Source organism: Salmonella sp. SAL-020 (genome assembly GCF_017372215.1).
Lineage (GTDB): Bacteria > Pseudomonadota > Gammaproteobacteria > Enterobacterales > Enterobacteriaceae > Salmonella > Salmonella enterica.
Map to the genome: position 1 here is coordinate 1,968,941 of NZ_CP071690.1, position 18,022 is coordinate 1,986,962.

General features: G+C 53.8%; 16 protein-coding genes. 12 read left to right on the forward strand and 4 right to left on the reverse strand.

What is annotated here, in order from left to right; translation table 11 throughout:
- Positions 1 to 70: 70 nt before the first annotated feature.
- Entirely contained in the window at positions 71 to 2,245 is a 2,175-nt protein-coding gene (gene fhuE, locus J1G48_RS09460) for a ferric-rhodotorulic acid/ferric-coprogen receptor FhuE (protein ID WP_000008403.1), read from the reverse strand.
- Between the two features lie 341 nt (positions 2,246 to 2,586).
- On the opposite strand from fhuE, the gene hinT reads away from it, so the two are divergent.
- From hinT to J1G48_RS09500, 8 genes are all read left to right on the forward strand, one after another.
- Positions 2,587 to 2,946: a purine nucleoside phosphoramidase gene (hinT, locus tag J1G48_RS09465; RefSeq protein WP_001532068.1), complete on the forward strand. Its 360-nt coding sequence runs from the start codon at positions 2,587 to 2,589 to the stop codon at positions 2,944 to 2,946.
- A 2-nt stretch (positions 2,947 to 2,948) separates the two neighbouring features.
- Complete coding sequence (locus J1G48_RS09470; protein ID WP_000589563.1) at positions 2,949 to 3,323, forward strand: YcfL family protein; 375 nt, start codon at positions 2,949 to 2,951, stop codon at positions 3,321 to 3,323.
- A 13-nt stretch (positions 3,324 to 3,336) separates the two neighbouring features.
- On the forward strand, positions 3,337 to 3,975 hold the full coding sequence (gene lpoB / locus J1G48_RS09475) for a penicillin-binding protein activator LpoB (protein WP_000164359.1): 639 nt from the start codon (positions 3,337 to 3,339) through the stop codon (positions 3,973 to 3,975).
- Positions 3,956 to 4,780 (forward strand): thiamine kinase, encoded by an 825-nt coding sequence (thiK, locus tag J1G48_RS09480; RefSeq protein ID WP_001257327.1) that lies wholly within the window; start codon positions 3,956 to 3,958, stop codon positions 4,778 to 4,780. Before lpoB ends, thiK begins: the two co-directional genes overlap by 20 nt.
- A gap of 10 nt (positions 4,781 to 4,790) precedes the next feature.
- Complete coding sequence (gene nagZ / locus J1G48_RS09485) at positions 4,791 to 5,816, forward strand: beta-N-acetylhexosaminidase (RefSeq protein WP_000529340.1); 1,026 nt, start codon at positions 4,791 to 4,793, stop codon at positions 5,814 to 5,816.
- A 24-nt stretch (positions 5,817 to 5,840) separates the two neighbouring features.
- Positions 5,841 to 6,383 (forward strand): alpha/beta hydrolase YcfP, encoded by a 543-nt coding sequence (gene ycfP, locus J1G48_RS09490; protein WP_000587945.1) that lies wholly within the window; start codon positions 5,841 to 5,843, stop codon positions 6,381 to 6,383.
- Between the two features lie 254 nt (positions 6,384 to 6,637).
- Positions 6,638 to 7,942, forward strand: coding sequence for an NADH-quinone dehydrogenase (ndh, locus tag J1G48_RS09495; RefSeq protein ID WP_187787667.1), 1,305 nt, complete (start codon positions 6,638 to 6,640; stop codon positions 7,940 to 7,942).
- Positions 7,943 to 8,120: 178 nt separating this feature from the next.
- Positions 8,121 to 8,660, forward strand: coding sequence for a glycine zipper 2TM domain-containing protein (locus J1G48_RS09500; RefSeq protein WP_001043453.1), 540 nt, complete (start codon positions 8,121 to 8,123; stop codon positions 8,658 to 8,660).
- Between the two features lie 73 nt (positions 8,661 to 8,733).
- Here the strand turns inward: J1G48_RS09500 and comR are convergent, their stop codons facing one another.
- Positions 8,734 to 9,369: a TetR family copper-responsive transcriptional repressor ComR gene (gene comR / locus J1G48_RS09505; RefSeq protein WP_000205986.1), complete on the reverse strand. Its 636-nt coding sequence runs from the start codon at positions 9,367 to 9,369 to the stop codon at positions 8,734 to 8,736.
- A 241-nt stretch (positions 9,370 to 9,610) separates the two neighbouring features.
- Between comR and bhsA the strand changes: the two genes are divergently transcribed.
- Positions 9,611 to 9,868: a multiple stress resistance protein BhsA gene (bhsA, locus tag J1G48_RS09510; RefSeq protein ID WP_000800134.1), complete on the forward strand. Its 258-nt coding sequence runs from the start codon at positions 9,611 to 9,613 to the stop codon at positions 9,866 to 9,868.
- 96 nt (positions 9,869 to 9,964) lie between these two features.
- Here the strand turns inward: bhsA and J1G48_RS09515 are convergent, their stop codons facing one another.
- Both J1G48_RS09515 and mfd read right to left on the reverse strand, forming a co-directional pair.
- On the reverse strand, positions 9,965 to 10,930 hold the full coding sequence (locus J1G48_RS09515; RefSeq protein WP_000482961.1) for a L,D-transpeptidase family protein: 966 nt from the start codon (positions 10,928 to 10,930) through the stop codon (positions 9,965 to 9,967).
- Between the two features lie 147 nt (positions 10,931 to 11,077).
- A complete protein-coding gene (gene mfd, locus J1G48_RS09520) occupies positions 11,078 to 14,524 on the reverse strand; it encodes a transcription-repair coupling factor (protein ID WP_001114331.1) in 3,447 nt (1,148 codons plus the stop codon).
- A gap of 337 nt (positions 14,525 to 14,861) precedes the next feature.
- Here mfd and lolC point away from each other — a divergent pair, with 337 nt between their 5' ends.
- The 3 genes from lolC to lolE are packed head-to-tail and all read left to right on the forward strand — an operon-like array spanning position 14,862 to position 17,999.
- Complete coding sequence (gene lolC, locus J1G48_RS09525) at positions 14,862 to 16,061, forward strand: lipoprotein-releasing ABC transporter permease subunit LolC (protein WP_001532069.1); 1,200 nt, start codon at positions 14,862 to 14,864, stop codon at positions 16,059 to 16,061.
- Positions 16,054 to 16,755, forward strand: a complete 702-nt coding sequence (gene lolD / locus J1G48_RS09530) for a lipoprotein-releasing ABC transporter ATP-binding protein LolD (RefSeq protein WP_001033714.1) — start codon at positions 16,054 to 16,056, stop codon at positions 16,753 to 16,755. The genes lolC and lolD overlap by 8 nt, the downstream gene beginning before the upstream one ends.
- Complete coding sequence (lolE, locus tag J1G48_RS09535; RefSeq protein WP_000168092.1) at positions 16,755 to 17,999, forward strand: lipoprotein-releasing ABC transporter permease subunit LolE; 1,245 nt, start codon at positions 16,755 to 16,757, stop codon at positions 17,997 to 17,999. Before lolD ends, lolE begins: the two co-directional genes overlap by 1 nt.
- The last annotated feature ends 23 nt before the right edge of the window (positions 18,000 to 18,022 follow it).

Below are 18,022 nucleotides of genomic sequence, written 5' to 3' on the forward strand. Positions count from 1 at the left end.
GGGGAGAAAAAAGGCAGCCATTCGGCTGCCTTTTTTAATGGCGCTTTACATGCCGCTCTCCGACAGTCTGTCAGAACTGATAATTGGCGGTGAGGCTGACGTTACGCGGCGCGCCGTAAACAATGGAACCATCAATATTGGTGTCGTAGGTTTTATCAAACAGGTTGTTGATGTTTCCCTGTACGGAGAAATTTTTCGTCACCTGATAGCGGGTAAACAGATCGACCAGCGCATAGCTGCCCTGTTCGGCGCGGAAAGTGCCGTACGGCGTCGTGGTATCTTTGTAAACCCGATTCTGCCAGTTCACGCCGCCGCCGACCGTCAGCTCCGGTATCGCCGGCAGACGATAGCGGGTGAATAACTTCACGCTGGTGCGCGGGAGATTAGGGTTCACGGCGTTACCTTCATTGTCCTCGGCAACATACCGGGTAGCCCCGAAAGTCATCTGCCAGTTATCGGTAATTGCGCCGTTCACTTCAAATTCGACGCCTTTGCTCACCGTTCCGTCAGTAGACTTCCAGGCAAACTCCCCATTACTGCCAGGGATGGGAATAGTGGTTGCCTGAGCGACGTTATTCTGCTCAATGCGGAACACGGACAACGTGGTGGTGAGGCGACTGTTCATCCAGTCGGACTTCAGACCCGCTTCATAGTTATTACCGGTAATCGGAGCCAGATATTGACCCGCTTTGTCGCGTTTATTCTGCGGCTGAAAGATAGAGGTATAACTGGCATAAGCGGACCAGTTGTCGTTGATATCATAAATCAGCCCGGCATACGGCGTGGTATGGTTTTTCTCCATGCTGTAGGTCAGTGTATCAACACGCCAGTTGGTATAACGAGCGCCGAGAATCAGATGCAGCGGGTCGGCCAGCGAAATGCGCGTAGCGGCATACAGCGATTTCATATGCGTGGTATCGTCCTGCGCCAGATTTTGTGGCGCCCAGTGGGTTTGGGGGAAATTACCGTTAAAGGCGCTGAAGTTGCCAATGTCGTCCGGAAAGACGTTCGCCCAGGCGCTAAAATAGCGGTTATTCTGTTTACTATAACTGCCGCCAAACATCATATTGTGCTGACGGCCAAACAGCTCATAAGCGCCATCGGCAAAGAGATCTATGGCATCTACTTTGCGCTTGCCGCTGTTCCAGCCCGTACCGCCGACCACGGGGTAGCTTGCGCCATAAGGACTCACCAGCGTACCTGTCTCTTTATCGACTAACGCATCGATATACATCATTTTACTGTCGAATTTGACCTCAGTATGGGTCGCATTCAGGGTCGCCTGCCAGCTTTCGGCAAAACGCTGTTTAAGCGTGACGAAGAATTTATTTATCTCTTTGTTGTTATAAGCCCAGTCCGGGGCGGTACTACGCGCGCGGTCATAGCTATTTTTGCTGCCATCGGTGTTCCAGCGCGGCAGACCGCCCCAGGTTGGGCTGTTGACATCAATTTTTTGATATTCATAACCGGCTGAAAGGTTGGTGGTTGTACCCAGATCGGCATCGACAATTCCGGAAAAGAACGCTTTCTCACTGTTATAGCGGTCCAGCCAGGAATCATTATTCTGATAACCCGCCACGATGCGCCCACGGACATTGCCGTCCGCGGTGAGCGGACTTTGCAGATCCATGACGTAACGCTGCTTATTCCAGCTACCGTATTCTGTGGAAACGTTACCTTTGAACTCCCGACTGGTGGCGTGTTTACGGATCATATTAATTGAGGCCGAAGGATTACCGGTCCCGGTCATCAGCCCATTCGCGCCGCGAACCACCTCCACGCGCTCATACAGCGCGGTATCCGTTAGCGCATCGCCCAGATTCCAGCGGGACTCAAAATACGTTGGAATACCGTCAACCATATAGTTGTCAATTTCAAACCCGCGCGAGTAATAGCTGATGCGATCGGAGTCAGCCTGGCTTCCGCTGATCCCTAGCGTATTGGTCATCACTTCGCCCAGGGTTTGCAACTGCTGGTCTTCCATACGCTGCTGGCTGACAATACTGACCGACTGCGGGATATCGCGCTGAGTCATCGGCATTTTGGTGCCCGCTGCGGTCGTTTTCACGCTGTAATCCTGTTCTTCGCGGTTTACGGCGTCAGCGGTCGTCGCGCCTTCGACAATAACGGTATCCTCAGCCGCGAAGGCGGCAGGCATAAATGCCATCGCCATACCCATAGCTAACAGCGACGGTGCGGCGGTGGACGGAAGGTGTTTGTCCCGGCGGTATTGAATGAAAGACATCTGAAAATCCTTGCTTGTTATTGGGGTAAGTTCAGGACGTATGACGTTGAACCTTTTCATTCTTTGCTAGTTAATGTGTATAAAAATGCAAATGAGAAATATACGCATTTGTATTAAATGTGTAAAACGGTATAACCAGGGAAACTAGAAATATTTTTTAAGCGTACAAAGGCGTCATGGCAGGGGGATATGGCGGTAAGTCCAGCATGTAGTCATTTTTCGCTTAATATATCGTGGGTTAAAGTTGAAAGAGCGTCGGTAACTCGCTCATACTCTATACTCGCAGTATGGCTCGGCGTAGCATGTGCGCTGCAAGGGCTATTATGAAAAAGGAAAACGTCGTGGCAGAAGAAACTATATTCAGCAAAATTATTCGTCGTGAAATCCCTTCGGATATCGTTTATCAGGATGAGCTGGTCACCGCCTTTCGTGATATTTCACCGCAGGCGCCGACGCATATCTTGATTATTCCCAATATCCTGATCCCAACCGTCAATGACGTGACGGCGGAACATGAACAGGCGTTAGGTCGGATGATCACCGTGGCGGCGAAAATCGCCGAACAGGAAGGCATTGCCGAAGATGGGTATCGTTTAATCATGAATACCAACCGTCATGGGGGCCAGGAGGTTTATCATATCCATATGCACCTACTGGGCGGCCGCCCGCTAGGCCCGATGCTGGCGCATAAAGGCTTGTAAGTATGATCAAAGGATGCATCGCGGTTTCTCTGGGCTTGCTGCTGCTTACCGGCTGCCGGTCACACCCTGAAATTCCGGTAAGCGACGCGCAGTCGCTGGTGATGGAGTCCACGGTTCTGGCGGCGGGCGTCACCGCAGAGCCGCCTGAACTGACGGCGTCTGATATCCAGCCATCAGCCTCTTCCCGCGTCTATAACGAAAGGCAAGAGCCCATAACCGTTCATTATCGGTTTTACTGGTATGACGCGCGGGGGCTGGAGATGCATCCGCTGGAGGCGCCGCGTAGCGTAACCATACCCGCGCGTTCGTCGGTAACGCTATTTGGCAGCGCCAATTATCTGGGGGCGCATAAGGTCAGGCTTTATCTTTATTTGTGAGGAGTGAATTTTGATGACAAAAATGCATCGCTACGCCGCCATTGCTGCGCTGGCGATATTTCTCTCCGGGTGTATGGCGCAACGTCAACCTGCGCCAGTTGAAGAGGTAAAACCAGCGCCAGAACAACCCGCGCAGCCACCGCAACCTCCTGTTGTGCCGTCTGTGCCAACCATTCCACAGCAACCGGGGCCGATCGAACATGAAGATCAAACGGGCCAGCCAGCGCCTAAGGTGCGCCACTATGACTGGAACGGCGCGATGCAACCGCTGGTCAGCAAAATGTTGCAGGCTGATGGCGTGACGGCCGGAAGCGTATTGCTTGTCGACAGCGTGAATAACCGGACGAATGGGTCGTTAAATGCGAACGAGGCAACGGAAACGTTACGTAATGCGCTGGCGAACAACGGTAAATTTACGCTGGTCTCCGTACAGCAACTCTCGATGGCAAAACAGCAGTTAGGGTTGTCTCCGCAGGATAGTCTGGGAACGCGCAGTAAAGCTATTGGCATTGCGCGCAATGTCGGGGCGCAATATGTACTTTACTCCAGCGCATCCGGTAACGTTAACGCGCCTGCATTACAGATGCAGTTAATGCTGGTGCAAACGGGCGAGATAATCTGGTCAGGTAAAGGTGCGGTCCAACAACAATAATCCCTTAACGCGCGACGAGATCCTGTCGCGCTATTTTCCCCAGTATCGTCCCGCCGTCGCCGCATCGCAGGGGCTAAGCGGCGGGAGCTGTATTATTGCCCACGATACTCACCGTATCGTGCTGCGCCGTCATCACGACCCCGACGCTCCACCAGCCCATTTTTTACGTCATTACCGCGCCTTATCCCAATTGCCGGCCAGTCTTGCGCCGCGAGCGCTTTTTTATACGCCGGGCTGGATGGCGGTAGAATATCTGCATGGTGTGGTAAATTCCGCTCTGCCAGATGCCGACGAACTGGCGGCCTTACTGTATCATTTGCATCAACAGCCGCGTTTTGGCTGGCGTATCGCGCTATCGCCACTATTGGCGCAGTACTGGTCGTGTTGCGATCCGGCGAGGCGTACGCCGTTTTGGTTGCGGCGGCTCAAACAGTTGCAAAAAAACGGTGAACCTCGCCCGCTGCGGCTCGCGCCTTTGCATATGGATGTCCATGGCGACAATATAGTATTAACGTCCGCCGGGTTGAGACTGATTGACTGGGAGTATGCCGGCGACGGCGATATTGCGTTGGAGCTGGCGGCAGTATGGGTTGAGGATGAACGCCAGCACCGACAACTGGCAGACGCGTATGCAGCGCGCGCGCGAATCGACGCCCGGCAGCTATGGCGACAGATACGATTATGGCACCCCTGGGTCATTATGCTAAAAGCAGGGTGGTTCGAATACCGCTGGCGACAAACCGGCGAGCAACAATTTATCAGGCTGGCCGATGAAACCTGGCGCCAGCTACGTATGAAAGGATAAGGAGAGCAGTGTGGGCCCAGTAATGTTGAATGTCGAAGGATGTGAGCTGGATGCGGAGGAGCGCGAGATACTGGCGCATCCGCTGGTTGGCGGGCTTATTCTGTTCACGCGTAATTACCATGACCCGGAACAGCTGCGCGAATTAGTGCGCCAGATTCGGGCGGCATCGCGTAACCATCTGGTGGTGGCCGTCGATCAGGAAGGCGGGCGCGTACAGCGTTTCCGTGAAGGGTTTACCCGCCTGCCCGCGGCGCAATCTTTTTTTGCGCTGCATGGGCTGGAAGAGGGGGGGCGACTGGCGCAGGAGGCTGGGTGGCTGATGGCCAGCGAAATGATCGCGATGGATATTGATATCAGTTTTGCGCCAGTGCTGGACGTCGGGCATATCAGCGCGGCAATTGGCGAGCGTTCTTATCATGCCGATCCCGCAAAAGCGTTGGCAATGGCAACACGCTTTATTGACGGTATGCATGACGCCGGGATGAAAACGACCGGTAAGCATTTCCCCGGCCACGGCGCGGTCACGGCGGACTCCCACAAAGAGACGCCGTGCGATCCACGTCCTGAAACGGACATCCGTGGCAAAGATATGTCGGTGTTCCGCACGCTGATTAGCGAGAATAAACTGGATGCGATTATGCCTGCGCACGTGATCTACCGCGCTATCGATCCGCGTCCGGCAAGCGGTTCGCCGTACTGGCTGAAAACGGTGCTGCGTCAGGAGTTAGGCTTTGATGGCGTCATTTTCTCCGACGATCTGTCGATGGAGGGCGCGGCGATTATGGGCAGCTATGCTGAGCGCGCTCAGGCGTCGCTGGATGCGGGTTGCGATATGATTCTGGTCTGCAATAATCGTAAAGGCGCAGTCAGCGTGCTGGATAATCTGTCGCCGATCAAAGCAGAACGTGTTACACGTTTGTATCATAAAGGTTCATTTTCACGCCGGGAGCTCATGGACTCAGCACGCTGGAAAACAGCCAGCGCCCAGCTCAACCAGTTACATGAACGCTGGCAGGAAGAAAAAGCAGGTCATTAACTCGAGTTTTCGTGAGGGTGCCAGATGATTATTTATTTACACGGTTTTGATTCAAATAGTCCGGGCAACCATGAAAAAGTGTTGCAATTACAGTTTATCGACCCGGATGTTCGGCTGGTAAGCTACAGTACGCGGCATCCTAAGCACGATATGCAGCATCTGCTGAAAGAAGTGGACAAAATGTTGCAGTTGAATGTGGACGAGCGCCCTTTAATCTGTGGCGTGGGGCTGGGCGGTTACTGGGCGGAGCGGATTGGCTTTTTGTGCGATATCCGTCAGGTGGTTTTTAACCCGAACCTGTTCCCCTATGAAAACATGGAGGGGAAAATCGATCGCCCGGAAGAATATGCGGACATCGCTACAAAGTGCGTGACCAACTTTCGCGAAAAAAATCGCGATCGTTGTCTGGTGATCCTCTCGCGTCATGACGAAGCGCTGGACAGCCAACGCTCAGCGCAAGCGCTTCACCCGTATTATGAAATTGTGTGGGATGAGGAACAGACTCACAAATTCAAAAATATTTCGCCGCATTTGCAACGTATCAAAGCGTTTAAAACGCTGGGATAACGCCATCCGGCAATATGGCGTTATCAGTGACCGGATAACCAGCCTTGCGGCTGGTTTTTTTATGCTCAATTCTCGCAAACTGTCTATCTTTTCAGCATGAAAACTTGATGCACATCAATTTTGGTATGACCAATGCACCGTTCATGCTATTCTCATATCAGAAGCTTATTCTCATTAACGTAACTTGTTGTTAATTAAAGGCTATACTAATAACTTTTAATTAACAATTGGTTAATAAATTTAAGGGGGTCACGTTGACTACACCATTAAAAAAGATCGTGATTGTCGGCGGCGGCGCTGGCGGGCTGGAAATGGCGACGCAGTTAGGCCATAAACTGGGGCGCAAGAAAAAAGCGAAAATCACGCTGGTAGACAGAAATCACAGCCATCTGTGGAAACCATTGCTGCACGAAGTGGCGACTGGCTCTCTGGACGAAGGCGTGGATGCGCTGAGCTATCTGGCTCATGCGCGTAATCATGGTTTCCAGTTCCAGCCGGGGTCGGTGATGGATATCGATCGCGAAGCGAAGACCATCACCATTGCCGAGTTGCGTGATGAAAAGGGCGAACTGCTGGTGCCGGAGCGCAAAATCGCGTATGACACGCTGGTGATGGCGCTGGGCAGCACCTCTAATGATTTCAACACGCCGGGCGTGAAAGAGCACTGTATCTTCCTCGATAACCCGCATCAGGCGCGCCGTTTTCACCAGGAGATGCTGAACCTGTTCCTCAAGTATTCGGCTAATCTGGGCGCGAACGGTAAGGTCAATATCGCCATCGTTGGCGGCGGTGCGACGGGGGTTGAGCTGTCGGCTGAACTGCATAATGCGGTAAAACAGCTGCATAGCTATGGTTATAAGGGGCTGACCAACGACGCGCTGAACGTGACGTTGGTTGAGGCTGGCGAGCGTATTCTGCCTGCGTTGCCGCCGCGTATCTCCAGCGCCGCGCATAATGAACTGACCAAACTGGGCGTTCGCGTGCTGACGCAAACTATGGTCACCAGCGCCGACGAAGGCGGTCTGCATACGAAAGAAGGTGAATATATTCAGGCCGATCTGATGGTGTGGGCGGCGGGTATCAAAGCGCCAGATTTTATGAAAGAGATTGGTGGTCTGGAAACGAACCGCATTAACCAACTGGTGGTGGAACCGACGCTGCAAACCACGCGCGATCCTGATATTTATGCGATTGGCGACTGCGCTTCCTGCGCACGTCCGGAGGGAGGTTTTGTGCCGCCTCGCGCTCAGGCGGCGCATCAGATGGCTACCTGCGCGATGAATAACATTCTGGCGCAGATGAATGGCAAACCGCTGAAAGCTTACCAGTATAAAGATCATGGATCGCTGGTCTCTCTGTCCAACTTCTCTACCGTGGGTAGTCTGATGGGGAACCTGACCCGCGGTTCAATGATGATTGAAGGACGTATCGCCCGCTTCGTGTATATCTCGCTATACCGTATGCACCAGATAGCGCTGCATGGATACTTTAAAACCGGCCTGATGATGCTGGTGGGCAGTATTAACCGCGTCATTCGTCCGCGTCTGAAACTGCATTAATTTCTCTGCGCCTCACCGGCTGCTCGCGCCGGTGAGCGCTTCTCCATCTCTTGCTTCGGAGTTGTCCGAATCCTTCAGCTTTACCGCCTCATCCCGCATTTTTCATCCTCATTCCGATTGGCTTTGTTCGCATACTGGTTGCAAAATTGTTACCAATAGCAACGAAGGAGGAGCTCCCGTGAATAAATCAATGTTGGCGGGTATAGGGATTGGCGTAGCGGCTGCGCTGGGTGTGGCGGCAGTGGCCAGTCTCAACGTATTTGATCGTAGTCCGCAATATGCGCAGGTGATATCGGCTAAACCGATTAAAGAGACGGTAAAAACGCCGCGTCAGGAGTGCCGTAATGTCACGGTCACGCATCGCAGACCGGTTCAGAACGAAAACCGTATTGCCGGCTCGGTGCTTGGCGCAGTAGCAGGCGGCGTGATTGGACATCAATTTGGCGGCGGTCGTGGTAAAGATGTGGCGACGGTCGTCGGGGCGCTGGGCGGCGGTTATGCTGGCAATCAAATCCAGGGGTCAATGCAGGAAAGTGATACTTACACTACCACGCAGCAACGCTGTAAGACGGTGTATGACAAATCTGAAAAGATGCTTGGCTACGACGTGACCTACAAAATTGGCGATCAGCAGGGCAAAATCCGCATGGATAAAGACCCCGGAACGCAAATTCCCCTCGACGGCAATGGCCAACTGGTTCTGAATAACAAAGCATAAAAAAGCTGTACTCTGCAAGTTAGCCCCTCATTCGCTCAGGCTGAGGGGCTTTTTTTATCCGAAGCCGCGTCGTTCAGGACTTAAGTAGTTCAGGCCAGATGCGCAGAGTCGTACGCGTAATTTGCATCAGTTGTTCGAAGGTGGCTCCTTCACGGGCGCTGATCGACATTCCCTGTAAAATACAGTTTATATATTCCGCGAGCGCCTGCGGGTTACAGTGCGCCGGAATTTCACCGCGCTCCTGACGTTGGCGCAGAAACTGGATGAGCGTCTGTTCCTGCATGGCGTGGCGTGATTTTACCGTGCGGGCGATATCGCGCGAGGAGGCGGCGAGGGTGGCGGACGTATTAATCATAAAGCAGCCAGCCGGCGTGTCTGTACTGGTAAAGCAGGCGGCAATTTCTGTGAAGTAATCTTCCAGCGCCGATTCCACGCTTTTCTCTTCACAAAAGAGCTGGGCTTCGTGCTTTGAGGCAAAGCGAGTGATGTAGCGATCCAGGACAGCGCGAAATAATCCTTCTTTATTAGTGAATTCCGCATAGAGAGTAGGCGCTTTCGCCCCGGTAGCCTCTACGAGATCGGCAAGCGAAGTTGCTTCATAGCCGTGCTGCCAGAAGAGAGTCATGGCCTTATCAAGCGCGGCTTCCCTGTCGAACACTTTTGGTCGGCCACGGCTTTTCTTCGCGCAACTCGTGGTATCCGTTGTCATGATGCCGTTGTACCTGTTTAAAGAGCGGTCTCTCTATTATAAAAACAAACCACTTCTGGCTCCAGAGTATTCATTAGAAAAATAAATCAATTCTATTCACATGAAAAATAACATCTTTATAAATTATATAACGATCATTATAAAAAGAAGTTGACGTGTGATGTAGATCACATCTATGATTAATTTATCGATCGTTAAGTTAATGCTTACGACACCCATTCATCTGCTAAAGGTCATCACTATGAAAAACGTAAAAAACCTCATCGCTGCTGCCGTACTGAGTTCGCTCTCATTCGCCAGCTTCGCCGCCGTTGAAGTTCAGGCAACGCCAGAAGGTCAACAGAAGTTCGGTACCATTTCCGCGAATGGCGGCACGAATCTGGGCTCGCTGGAAGATCAGCTGGCGCAAAAAGCGCAGGAGATGGGGGCGAAGTCTTTCCGTATTACCTCTGTTACCGGCCCGAATACCCTTCACGGTACGGCGGTAATCTATAAGTAAGCATTAACCCTCATTAATGCCGCTGCGATTGCCACAATAAAAAAAGAAAGCCTCGCGATGCATCGCGAGGCTTTTTTGTCGGTCAGCTATTCACGCTTACAGCGACTGCGGTTTCGCCTCTGCTTGACGGGTTACATCCACCGGCATTCCGGAACGCACTTCCATAACATGTTCCATCACCGCAGCATCGGTCTGCGGCGCGTCCTTAAAGGCCTGCATCGGGCCATTCAGCACAATCGGCAGCACCTGCGGATCGTCGCCTATATTTTTAGACAGCGGCTGATGAACTTCCACCAGTCGCACGCCGCCTGGCTCCACCGAGGCTTTAATCGGCGTATTGATAATATTCACTTTGGTTCCCGGCGTGACCTGACGGAACAATGTCTCTATATCACCGTCGCGCAGACGGATACAGCCGGAACTGACGCGCATACCAATGCCAAAATCGGCATTCGTGCCATGTAACAGATAGACGCCGCCGTAGGCCGCTAAACGAATCGCGTGATGCCCCATTGGGTTATCGGGACCGGCAGGCACCACGGCGGGGAGATCGATGCCTTGCGCTTTATAACGTGCGCGAATATTGGCGGTCGGCGTCCAGGTTGGATTGGCGCGTTTATCCGAAATGGTCGTCACCATCGTTGGCGTCAGGGTATCGCCGCCCAGTTGGCCAATCCCGATAGGGTAGACCGTGACCGTATTTTTCCCCGGTTGATAATAGTAAAGCCGTAATTCCGCGAGGTTAATGACAATCCCTTCACGTGGCGCGTCCGGTAGCAGCGTTTGCAGCGGAATCGTCAGCACGCTGCCTGCGCGTGGCACGTAAGGATCAATGCCGGGGTTGGCCTGTAACAGGGCTAAAAAGCCCACGTTATATTTTTTGGCGATCGCCTCCAGCGAGCCGCCGTCGTCTTCAACGACATGGAATTTATTTTCTCCCACCAGTCGACTGCCGGGGGGCGGAAGAGGCCACGTATTCGCCTGCGCGGGAAGGGCAAGCATGATGGTCGCGGTAAGCGCAAACAACGCCCACCAGCGAGAGAGTCGCGTATTGTTGAACATTATAATAAGCCCATGATTATTATGTGGTTATTTTTATAAAAGAGGAAATAAGAATTATGGCGGTTGGCTGTGTCTGGAACTGCAGGGAAGTGCAAAGAATTTGTAAAGATTAGGCCGGACGCAGAGTAATGACGCCCGGCCTGACGCTTATGCAATAGCGTTTTCTTCCAGTTGCTGCATAAACTGGCGTACCCAGTCTATACGCGTTTTACGTTCGCTTAAATCCTGAATAAACTTGAGGCGCGTCGGGCCATCCAGACGGAAATGCTGCGGCTGTTTTTGCAGCAACCCGATAAGCCAGGCGGGGTCAACGTGGTTTTTCTCGGCGAACTCAATCGTTCCGCCTTTCTCGTTACCCTCCAGTTTTCGGATGCCGAGCTTTTGCGCCTGTTGGCGCAGGCGGGCGATATCCAGCAGATTACGCGCCGGATCGGGCAGCAGGCCGAAGCGGTCGATCAATTCCACTTTGATCTCCTCCAGCTCGTTTTCGTTCTTCGCGCTGGCAATGCGTTTATAGAATGACAGCCGGGTATTAACATCCGGAATAAAATCATCTGGCAGCAACGACGGCATTCGCAGCTCGACTTCCGTTTGCTGACTGGTGAGATCTTCCAGCGAGGGTTCGCGGCCTGCTTTCAGCGCATCGACGGCGTTTTCCAGCAGTTCCATGTAGAGTGAGAAGCCAATGGTTTCCATTGAGCCGCTTTGCTCTTCGCCAAGCAGTTCGCCCGCGCCGCGGATCTCCAGGTCGTGGGTCGCCAGCGCAAACCCGGCGCCTAAATCCTCCAGCGACGCAATCGCCTCCAGCCGTTTTTGCGCATCGGTGGTCATGGCCTTAGGATGTGGCGTCAACAGCCAGGCGTAGGCCTGGTGGTGCGAGCGCCCAACGCGGCCACGCAGCTGGTGCAACTGCGCGAGGCCGAAATGATCCGCGCGTTCAATGATGATCGTGTTAGCGGTGGGAATGTCGATCCCCGTTTCGATAATGGTAGTACACACCAGCACGTTAAAACGTTGATGGTGGAAATCGTTCATGACCCGTTCCAGCTCACGTTCACGCATCTGCCCGTGGCCTATAGCGATTCGCGCTTCCGGTACCAGTTCCGCCAGCCGCTCTGCGGCTTTCTGAATATTTTCGACGTCATTGTACAAATAGTAAACCTGACCGCCGCGCAGGATTTCACGCAGAATCGCTTCCCTTACTACCAGGCTATCATACTCGCGAACAAAGGTTTTTACCGCCAGACGACGGGCAGGGGGAGTGGCGATAATGGAGAGATCGCGCATACCGCTCATCGCCATATTCAGCGTCCGCGGGATCGGCGTCGCCGTGAGCGTCAGAATATCGACATCGGCGCGCATCGCCTTAATTCGCTCTTTGTGGCGCACGCCGAAACGGTGCTCTTCATCGACAATCAGCAGGCCCAGGTCGCGCAGCTTCACATCGCTTTGTAGCAGTTTATGCGTACCGATCAGAATATCGATCTTACCCTCGGCGGCTTCCGCCAGGATTTGTGTCTGCTCTTTGGCGCTGCGAAAGCGGGACAGCATCTCAATGCGTACCGGCCAGTTGGCGAAACGGTCGCGGAAGTTATCATAGTGTTGCTGCGCCAGCAGCGTGGTTGGCACCAGTACCGCTACTTGTTTATGGTTTTCCACTGCCAGGAACGCGGCGCGCATCGCCACTTCGGTTTTGCCGAAGCCGACGTCGCCGCACACCAGCCTGTCCATCGCCAGCGGTTGGCACATATCGCTCAATACGGCGTTAATCGCCTGTGCCTGATCGGGCGTCGTTTCAAACGGGAAGCTGTCGCAGAATAACTGATACTGCTCACGATCATGCTTAAAGGCAAACCCCTCTTTTGCCGCCCGTTGCGCATAAATATCCAACAGTTCCGCTGCGACATCGCGCACTTTTTCCGCCGCTTTCTGCCGGGCGCGCGACCAGGCGTCGCCGCCCAGTTTATGCAGCGGCGCACTTTCTTCCGCGCCGCCGGCATAGCGGCTAATCAGATGCAATGAGGAGACCGGCACATACAGTTTGGCGTCATTGGCGTAGGTGAGCATCAGATACTCACCCTTGATGCCGCCAGCCTCCAGAGTGGTCATGCCGGCATAGCGTCCGACGCCGTGCTCCAGATGCACTACCGGCTGACCGACGTGGAGCTCCGCCAGGTTACGAATCAACGTATCCGGGTTGATCGTGCGGCGGGAATCCAGGCGGCGACGCGCCACCCGCTCACCCAAAAGATCGCTTTCACAAATCAGCGCCAGATTGCGTTGGGTGTCGATAAAGCCATGTTCTGCGGCGCCAATCATCAGATAGCGTCCCGCATCCTGCGCCTCGTCCTGGCGTAATATCCGCTTCGGCGCGATTTTTATGCGAGCCAGGAGCTCTCCCAGCGCTTCGCGGCGTCCTTCGCTTTCCACAGAAAAAATCACCGGGCCGCTGAAAGATTCGAGGAACTTACGCAGCGCGTCCAGCGGCGCTTTCTGCTGTGCCTGGATAGCCAAATCCGGTAATTTCTGGAAACCAAGATTGGTATTGGCGGCTTTTTCCGGCAGATGGTCGGTTTTAAGCTGGAGGCGAGGCCAGCGTTTAAGCTCGGAAAAGAGCTCATCTACCCGTAGCCAGAGGGCTTCCGGCGGCAAAAGCGGGCGCATAGGATCGACGCCGCGATTTTCAAAACGCGCCAGCGTATCGGCCTGAAAGCGTTCGGCGCTGGTTTCCAGCGAGCCAGTATTCACCACCAGAGTATTGGCGGGGAAATAGCTAAATAATGGCGGTAACGGTTCGCTGAAAAAGAGCGGCTGCCAGTATTCGATCCCGGCGGGCAAGGTGCCTTTGCTGACCTGCTGATAGATGTGTTCGGCGTCGCGTTTTACCTCAAAGGTATCGCGCCACTGGCTACGGAAAAGCTCAATAGCGGCTTTGTCGGTAGGAAATTCGTGCGCGGGCAACAAATTGATGGCCTCGACCTCCTCCAGCGTACGCTGGGTATCCGCGTCAAACAGACGCAGGCTGTCGATTTCATCATCAAAAAAGTCGAGGCGATAAGGCTGTTCGCTGCCCATCGGAAAGAGATCCAACAGCGCGCCGCGCGTCGCGTATTCGCCATGCTCCATCACCTGATCGACATGCCGATAACCGGCGCTGTCAAGCTGCGCGCGCAGAGCGTCGCGGGACAGCCGCTGGCCTTTTTTCATCACCAGCGCATGACCATGCAGATAGCTATGCGGACAAACGCGCTGCATCAGGGTGTTTACCGGTACAATCAAGACGCCGCGCTGCATCGACGGCAACTGGTAGAGCGTGGACAGGCGCGAAGAGATAATTTCCTGATGCGGGGAGAAGCTGTCATACGGTAGCGTTTCCCAGTCCGCCAGGTTCATCACCATCTGATCGGTAAACTGGCGGATTTCATCATGCAATCGCAGAGCATTTTGCATGTCAGGCGCTATGAGTACCACCGGACCGGCATGGCGTTCGGCTATCTCCGCCACCAGCGTAGCGCAGGCGGCACCGGTAAGTTCGCCCAACTGGCGCTGATCGCCCGCTTTTGTCGGCAGCGTGTAACGTTGTTTTTCAGGCATAACGGTTGTCAGTATCTCTTTTTGTTTTACGCCGCACTCTACGCGTCACCCTTCAGGCTGCTTCATGGTTGGCTGCGCGCCGGGACAGCATGAAGGACTCAGGTATTCAGGGGCATATGACTGATAAGCAATGTTCTTTATTATCCGCGATCGTTGTTTATTAGCAAATTGAATCCGCCGGATAACGCGCCGAACAGGTAAAGTATGAACATGTAAGTGACTTGATTTGTCGGCCTTTTTCAGAATAACGCTGACGAACTCTTACGGTTCAGACATTTACGCATTCCGCTTTCGCTTATATACTCGGGACTTTGCTAACAGCAACCAGACGGATTACATGTATCAACCTGTCGCTCTATTCATCGGCCTGCGTTACATGCGCGGGCGTGCAGCAGATCGCTTCGGTCGCTTCGTTTCCTGGCTTTCCACTATCGGCATTACCCTGGGGGTGATGGCGCTGGTCACGGTATTGTCGGTGATGAACGGTTTTGAGCGCGAACTGCAAAATAACATTCTTGGTTTGATGCCTCAGGCCATCCTCTCTGCTGAACATGGTTCTCTTAACCCGAGTCAGATGCCGGAAAAAGCGGTGAATCTGCAAGGCGTTAACCGTATTGCGCCGCTGACGACGGGCGATGTCGTACTGCAAAGCGCGCGTAGCGTTGCGGTTGGCGTGATGTTGGGTATCGATCCGGCGCAAAAAGATCCGTTAACGCCGTATCTGGTCAATGTGAAGCAAAGCGAATTACAGCCGGGTAAGTATAATGTCATCCTCGGCGAGCAGCTCGCCGGACAGTTAGGGGTCAACCGTGGCGATCAGATTCGGCTAATGGTGCCATCTGCCAGCCAGTTTACGCCAATGGGACGCCTGCCCAGCCAGCGTCTGTTTACGGTGATTGGCACATTTGCCGCCAATAGCGAGGTCGATGGCTATGAAATGCTGGTCAATATTCAGGACGCGTCGCGTTTAATGCGCTATCCGGCAGGCAATATTACCGGCTGGCGTCTGTGGCTGGATGAACCGCTGCAAGTCGATACCCTCAGTCAACAGACGCTGCCGCAAGGCACGAAGTGGCAGGACTGGCGCGAACGCAAAGGCGAGTTGTTCCAGGCTGTGCGCATGGAAAAGAACATGATGGGATTGTTGCTGAGTCTCATCGTGGCAGTCGCGGCTTTTAACATTATTACTTCGTTGGGCCTGATGGTCATGGAGAAGCAGGGCGAAGTGGCGATTTTACAAACTCAAGGGCTGACGCCGCGACAAATTATGATGGTCTTTATGGTGCAGGGCGCCAGCGCCGGGATTATCGGCGCGCTGTTGGGCGCCGCGCTGGGCGCATTGCTTGCCAGCCAACTGAATAACCTGATGCCGATCATCGGCGCGTTTCTGGATGGCGCTGCGTTGCCCGTGGCGATAGAGCCGTTACAGGTGATCGTTATCGCTCTGGTGGCAATGGCCATCGCGCTGCTTTCTACGCTTTATCCTTCCTGGCGCGCTGCCGCCACTCAACCCGCTGAGGCTTTACGTTATGAATAAGATCCTGTTGCAATGCGACAACCTGTGCAAACGCTATCAGGAAGGCACCGTACAAACCGACGTGTTGCACGATGTCAGCTTCAGTATCGGCGAAGGCGAAATGATGGCGATCGTCGGCAGTTCCGGTTCGGGTAAAAGTACGTTGCTGCATCTGTTAGGCGGGCTGGATACGCCCACCTCCGGCGATGTGATTTTTAGCGGCCAGCCGATGAGCAAACTCTCTTCTGCGGCAAAAGCGGAATTACGTAACCAGAAACTGGGGTTTATCTATCAGTTTCATCATCTCCTGCCGGATTTTACGGCGCTGGAAAACGTGGCGATGCCATTATTGATTGGCAAAAAGAAACCGGCGGAGATTGACGCTCGGGCGCGAGAAATGCTGCACGCCGTAGGGCTGGAGCATCGCGCAACCCATCGACCTTCGGAACTTTCCGGCGGTGAGCGCCAGCGTGTCGCGATAGCGCGCGCGTTGGTGAATAACCCGCGTCTGGTACTGGCGGATGAGCCGACCGGTAATCTGGATGCGCGTAATGCCGACAGTATTTTTGAGCTTCTGGGCGAGTTAAATCGTCTGCAGGGAACCGCGTTTCTGGTGGTGACTCACGATTTGCAACTGGCGAAACGTATGAGCCGCCAGCTTGAGATGCGCGATGGCCGCCTGACGGCGGAACTGAGCCTGATGGGGGCGGAGTAATGGCGTCGCCTTTATCATTGTTAATTGGCTTGCGCTTCAGCCGTGGGCGGCGGCGCGGCGGTATGGTTTCGCTCATTTCCGTCATTTCTACCATCGGTATCGCGCTGGGCGTGGCGGTATTGATTGTCGGTTTAAGCGCGATGAACGGTTTCGAACGCGAGTTGAATAACCGTATTCTGGCGGTGGTTCCGCACGGGGAGATTGAAGCGGTCAATCAGCCGTGGACCAACTGGCGTGAAGCGCTGGCAAAAGTGCAGAAGGTGCCGGGCATTGCCGCCGCCGCGCCGTATATCAATTTTACCGGCCTGGTAGAGAGCGGGGCGAATTTGCGCGCCATTCAGGTTAAAGGCGTCGACCCTAAGCAAGAGCAGCAGCTTAGCGCGTTACCGTCATTTGTGCAAAATCACGCCTGGGATCATTTCAAAGCGGGCGAACAGCAGATCATTATCGGCAAAGGCGTCGCCGATGCGCTGAACGTGAAACAGGGCGACTGGGTGTCCATCATGATCCCCAATGCGAATGCCGACCATAAGCTGCTCCAGCCCAAACGCGTGCGTTTGCATGTCATCGGGATTCTGCAACTGAGCGGCCAGCTCGATCACAGCTTCGCCATGATCCCGCTTGAGGATGCGCAGCAGTATCTGGATATGGGGTCCAGCGTTTCCGGTATCGCGCTTAAAGTCCACGACGTGTTTAATGCGAACAAACTGGTGCGTGACGCGGGTGAAGTGACTAACAGCTATGTCTACATTAAGAGCTGGATCGGCACCTACGGCTATATGTATCGCGATATCCAGATGATTCGCGCCATTATGTATCTGGCGATGATTCTGGTGATCGGCGTGGCCTGTTTTAATATCGTTTCCACCTTAGTGATGGCGGTAAAAGACAAAAGCGGCGACATTGCGGTATTAAGAACGCTGGGGGCGAAAGATGGTTTGATTCGTGCCATTTTCGTCTGGTACGGGCTACTGGCGGGCTTGCTGGGCAGCTTGATTGGCGTGGCGATCGGCGTTGTCGTTTCGCTTCAGCTTACCGCCATTATTAATGGGATTGAAAAGGAGATCGGGCATCAGTTTTTGTCCGGCGATATCTATTTTATCGACTTCCTGCCATCCGAATTACATTGGCTGGACGTTGTTTACGTACTGGTCACGGCGTTGTTGTTAAGCTTACTGGCGAGCTGGTATCCGGCGCGGCGGGCGAGCAACATTGACCCTGCGCGAGTATTGAGCGGGCAGTAATCGCGGAATATAAAAACAAGGAG

Bases quoted from the DNA above. Each gene is read 5' to 3' on its own strand.
- fhuE (WP_000008403.1), bottom strand. From the start codon at position 2,245: ATGTCTTTCATTCAATACCGCCGGGACAAACACCTTCCGTCCACCGCC.
- J1G48_RS09470 (WP_000589563.1), top strand. From the start codon at position 2,949: ATGATCAAAGGATGCATCGCGGTTTCTCTGGGCTTGCTGCTGCTTACC.
- lpoB (WP_000164359.1), top strand. From the start codon at position 3,337: ATGACAAAAATGCATCGCTACGCCGCCATTGCTGCGCTGGCGATATTT.
- ycfP (WP_000587945.1), top strand. From the start codon at position 5,841: ATGATTATTTATTTACACGGTTTTGATTCAAATAGTCCGGGCAACCAT.
- comR (WP_000205986.1), bottom strand. From the start codon at position 9,369: ATGACAACGGATACCACGAGTTGCGCGAAGAAAAGCCGTGGCCGACCA.
- bhsA (WP_000800134.1), top strand. From the start codon at position 9,611: ATGAAAAACGTAAAAAACCTCATCGCTGCTGCCGTACTGAGTTCGCTC.
- J1G48_RS09515 (WP_000482961.1), bottom strand. From the start codon at position 10,930: ATGTTCAACAATACGCGACTCTCTCGCTGGTGGGCGTTGTTTGCGCTT.
- mfd (WP_001114331.1), bottom strand. From the start codon at position 14,524: ATGCCTGAAAAACAACGTTACACGCTGCCGACAAAAGCGGGCGATCAG.
- lolC (WP_001532069.1), top strand. From the start codon at position 14,862: ATGTATCAACCTGTCGCTCTATTCATCGGCCTGCGTTACATGCGCGGG.
- lolD (WP_001033714.1), top strand. From the start codon at position 16,054: ATGAATAAGATCCTGTTGCAATGCGACAACCTGTGCAAACGCTATCAG.
- lolE (WP_000168092.1), top strand. From the start codon at position 16,755: ATGGCGTCGCCTTTATCATTGTTAATTGGCTTGCGCTTCAGCCGTGGG.